Source organism: Thiomonas sp. TH-17 (assembly GCF_057473305.1).
The window spans coordinates 1-3,546 of record NZ_JBYCKI010000315.1 but is presented as its reverse complement, the minus strand read 5'-3'; the positions used below and the strand labels follow the sequence as shown (position 1 = coordinate 3,546).

3 protein-coding genes are annotated in these 3,546 nt (G+C 64.1%); 2 read left to right on the top strand and 1 reads right to left on the bottom strand.

All coding sequences use genetic code 11. From position 1 onward, the window contains the following. Positions 1 to 220 precede the first annotated feature (220 nt). Positions 221 to 961, bottom strand: a complete 741-nt coding sequence (locus AC2VLV_RS17150; RefSeq protein ID WP_486991117.1) for a Wadjet anti-phage system protein JetD domain-containing protein — start codon at positions 959 to 961, stop codon at positions 221 to 223. Between the two features lie 62 nt (positions 962 to 1,023). Between AC2VLV_RS17150 and AC2VLV_RS17145 the strand changes: the two genes are divergently transcribed. Together AC2VLV_RS17145 and AC2VLV_RS17140 are read left to right on the top strand one after the other, a co-directional pair. Further along, entirely contained in the window at positions 1,024 to 2,166 is a 1,143-nt protein-coding gene (locus tag AC2VLV_RS17145) for a metallophosphoesterase family protein (protein ID WP_486991116.1), read from the top strand. Further along, a partial coding sequence (locus AC2VLV_RS17140; RefSeq protein ID WP_486991115.1) for an AAA family ATPase occupies positions 2,163 to 3,546 on the top strand: 1,384 nt, incomplete at its 3' end. The genes AC2VLV_RS17145 and AC2VLV_RS17140, both read left to right, overlap by 4 nt.

The following is a 3,546-nucleotide window of genomic DNA, read 5'->3' as shown; positions in this document are numbered from 1 at the left end:
TACAGCAAAAAGTACAGCAACCTGGAGGAAGCTGTCATTGATACGAGAAATTTCTATTACGTATCAACAACTTAGGCAATCATTGGCGGAGAGAGGGTGACTCTAAACACAAATAAAATCAATAACTTACAGAAGTATTTCCATGTTTTTTCCATGTTTCGGCTGAATCAATGGGTAGCACGCTATATCACTCTGTGCTCATCGATTCGCTTGCCCGCGCCTACAGCATATAGGCCAGTCGATCGCACAACCAGCCAAACCCCACGCGCTCCTGCTCCAGTCGCAGCCGGGGCTGGTGGCGATCGAATCGGAGGTCGTCATAGACGGCCGCCTCCTCGGGCGTGAGACGCGCCAGGTCGTGGCGCGCAGGTTCGGGCTCCTCACCCCAGTGAAGGCGGTGGGCCAGGAGCGTCTCCCGGTCCATGAGGAAGGACGCCGCACCGGGAAAGTGGCCGCGCAGCTGGTCAAGAATGGCGAATCCGTGCGTGTCAATGTCACCCCAGTAGTGCAGCTGGCATCGATGTAGCCACGCGGCACGCGCCAGCGCCTCCCAACCGTAGCCTGCGCCGAAGATGACGATGGCGTCGGCCACAGCAGGGAAGGCAAGAAAGTTGGTCTCGTTCTCGGTGATGAAGACGCGCTGGACGGGTAGCACCAACGCCGCGAAGCTCGCAGCGTCCAGGGTGATATCGGGCAGGCTCTGCGACGAGGATGGGCCGCCCGGCAGGCTAGGCAAGGCCGTGTCGAGCAGGCGAAACCGAATCCGGACGGGCTTATCCAGGAAGCCGAATCGGCGTGTGAACTGGCCGACGCCGGTCGCATGGGTCTCGATGACTTCGGGTGCCAGAGCCAGGTCCAGCAGCTCAGCCAACACGCCTCGGTGGGCCTCGATGAACTTGGTGTCCACGCCGGGCACGTCGACCTGACGCAAATACACGCCCGGTCGAGGATGGGCCTGCAACCGGCGCTCGCTTCGTCATGCAGAATCAAGGCTGCTTGGCGAAAAAAACCACCGAGGGAGTTATGGCACTTAGATTGCTGCATTCAGCCGACTGGCAGATCGGGCGGATCTACTCGCAGTTCGAGCCCGACGATGCTGCGGCCTTGTTCGAGGCCCGCTTTCTCGCCGTCGAGCGATTGGCCACATTGGCCATCGAGCACAGCGTCGATGCCGTTCTCGTCGCCGGCGACGTGTTCGACGCGCAGACGGTCTCAGACAAGACCATTCGCCGCCTGTTCAACGCCATGCAGGGCTACACGGGGCCTTGGGTTCTCATGCCGGGCAACCACGATGCCGCATTGGCCGAGTCGGTCTGGACCCGCGCGCACCGCCTGGGTGTCATCCCCTCCAACGTCACCACCTGTCTGGAGCCGCGCGTCCATGTTGTGCAAGACCGCTTTGCGCTGCTGCCGGCGCCGCTGGTTCAACGTCACACCTATGGCGATCTGACCGAGTGGTTCGACGCAGCTTCAACGACTGAAGGCCTTTTCCGCATCGGACTGGCTCACGGGTGCGTGCAGGGCGTGCTGCCCGAGGGGGTGGACTCTGCGAACCCGATTGCGGCAGACCGCGCCGCTAAAGCGCGGCTGGACTATCTGGCCCTCGGCGACTGGCACGGTTGCCGACGCATGGACGATCGAACGTGGTACGCCGGCACGCCAGAAACCGACCGATTCAAAGCCAACGACTCCGGGCAAGCGGTGCTGGTGTCGATGGAAGGGCCTGGTGCCGCTCCATCCGTTGAGGTGGTCGGGGTTGGCCGGTACCGTTGGCAGCAACTGGAATCGAACCTGGCCGTCTCCAGCGATGTGGAGGAAACACTGCGCAAGCTGGAACAAATCGGCGCCGACGATGTGGTGCAACTGCGCTTGTCCGGCGTGTGCGACTTGGTCGGGCAGCGGCAGTTGGACAGCGGTGTGGAGGCCGCCCGTGCGCGGTCCAGGGCCATGCTGCTGGATTCGCAAGACCTCAGCCTGGAGCCCACACAGGCAGACATTGAGGCCATTCATGCCGATGGCTACGTCGGTGAGGTATTGCAAGAACTGCGCGCCGAGCAATCGGAGGCGCAGGGCACCATCGCACGCGATGCGCTCTTGATACTGGCCCGGCTGCTGGATGATCAGGCTAAACCATCGCAGGCCAAGAACCAGGGAGCCGCTCCATGAAGCTGCGAAAACTGCGCATCGAGCACTTCAAACGCTTCCGCGAACCCTTGGTGATTGATGGCTTCGCCGACGGGCTCAACCTGTTCGCCGCGCCCAACGAGTCTGGCAAGTCCACCGTGGCCGAAGCCATTCGTGCTGCCTTCTTTGAGCGGCACCGCTCGGGGAGCGTGGAGCACCTGCGCCCTTGGGGCGATTCTTCTGCCACGCCCACGGTAGATGTGGAATTCGACATGGGCGAGAAGCGGTACCACCTCACCAAGGTGTTCTTGGGCAAGAAGCGCTGCGACCTCACCATCGAAGGGCAACCTTCGCTGGACGGTGTCGCTGCTGAAGACCATCTGGCCCAGTTGCTGGGCTTCAAGTTCCCGGGCAAAGGCGCCAGCGCGCCCGAGCACATGGGCATCCCCGGGCTGCTCTGGATTCGTCAAGGCACCTCACACGAACTGGCCGACGCTGTGACCTACGCGGCAGACCACCTGCGGCAGGTGCTGGGCGAGTCGCTGGGTGACCTGACATCCTCCAGTGGAGACGTCGTGTTGCGGGCCGTGGAAGCCGAGCGCAACGAACTGCTGACGCCTGCCGCTGGCAACCCCAAAGGCGACTACGCCGCCGCCTTGCAGCGCAAAGCCGAACTGACGGACGCGCTGGCCGCGCTCGACCGCGACATCGTGGCCTACCAAGGCAGCGTTGACCGACTCGCCACCCTGCGCCTTGAGCATCAGCGCGACGAGCAGGAACGCCCCTGGGTGGGCATCCGAGAGCAGCACCGGCTGGCCCAGGCCAGCTTGGAGACAGCGCAGGGGCTCGAAGCGCGACAACAGACCGAGCAGGCCGCCCTGCAGCAGTGGCGCGCTCAGGCGACATCCCACCGCTCGGAGCTGGAGGCTTTTGCCCGCGACGATGCGGCCGTGACAATCCGCCGGCAAGCGCTGGACAAGCGGGCTGCGGCGGAAGCCACCGCACTGACCGAGGTGCAATCCTGGGAGCGACGGCACAGCGAGGCCCTGGCCGCCGACGCGCAGGCCCGCCAGATGCTGGAGCGAGTGCGTGTAGCCGCCACGCGCGCCGATACGGCCCGCGCCGCCGCCGAACTGGAAACCACGCTCGCGGCCATGACGGACGCCCTCACCCGAGCGCGCGACGAACGCACCCGCTTGGCCCGCCTGCAAGCCGAGGCCGAAGCCCTGGCCATCCCCCCTGCGGACTTGAAGAAGCTCACACAGCTTTCAGAGTCGCTGCGCGACGTGGGCGTGCGGCTGGACGCCGCAGCCACCACGCTGGAATTCGATTTGCTCGAAGGCCAATCGCTGCGCCTGGGCGGCGAAGAGGTGAAGGGCCGTGCTCGCCGCACGGTGGTGAGCCGCACGGAGATTCAGATCG

What these genes read in the sequence shown, in the direction of transcription:
- AC2VLV_RS17145 (WP_486991116.1), top strand. Translation starts at nt 1,024, where the DNA reads ATGGCACTTAGATTGCTGCATTCAGCCGACTGGCAGATCGGGCGGATC.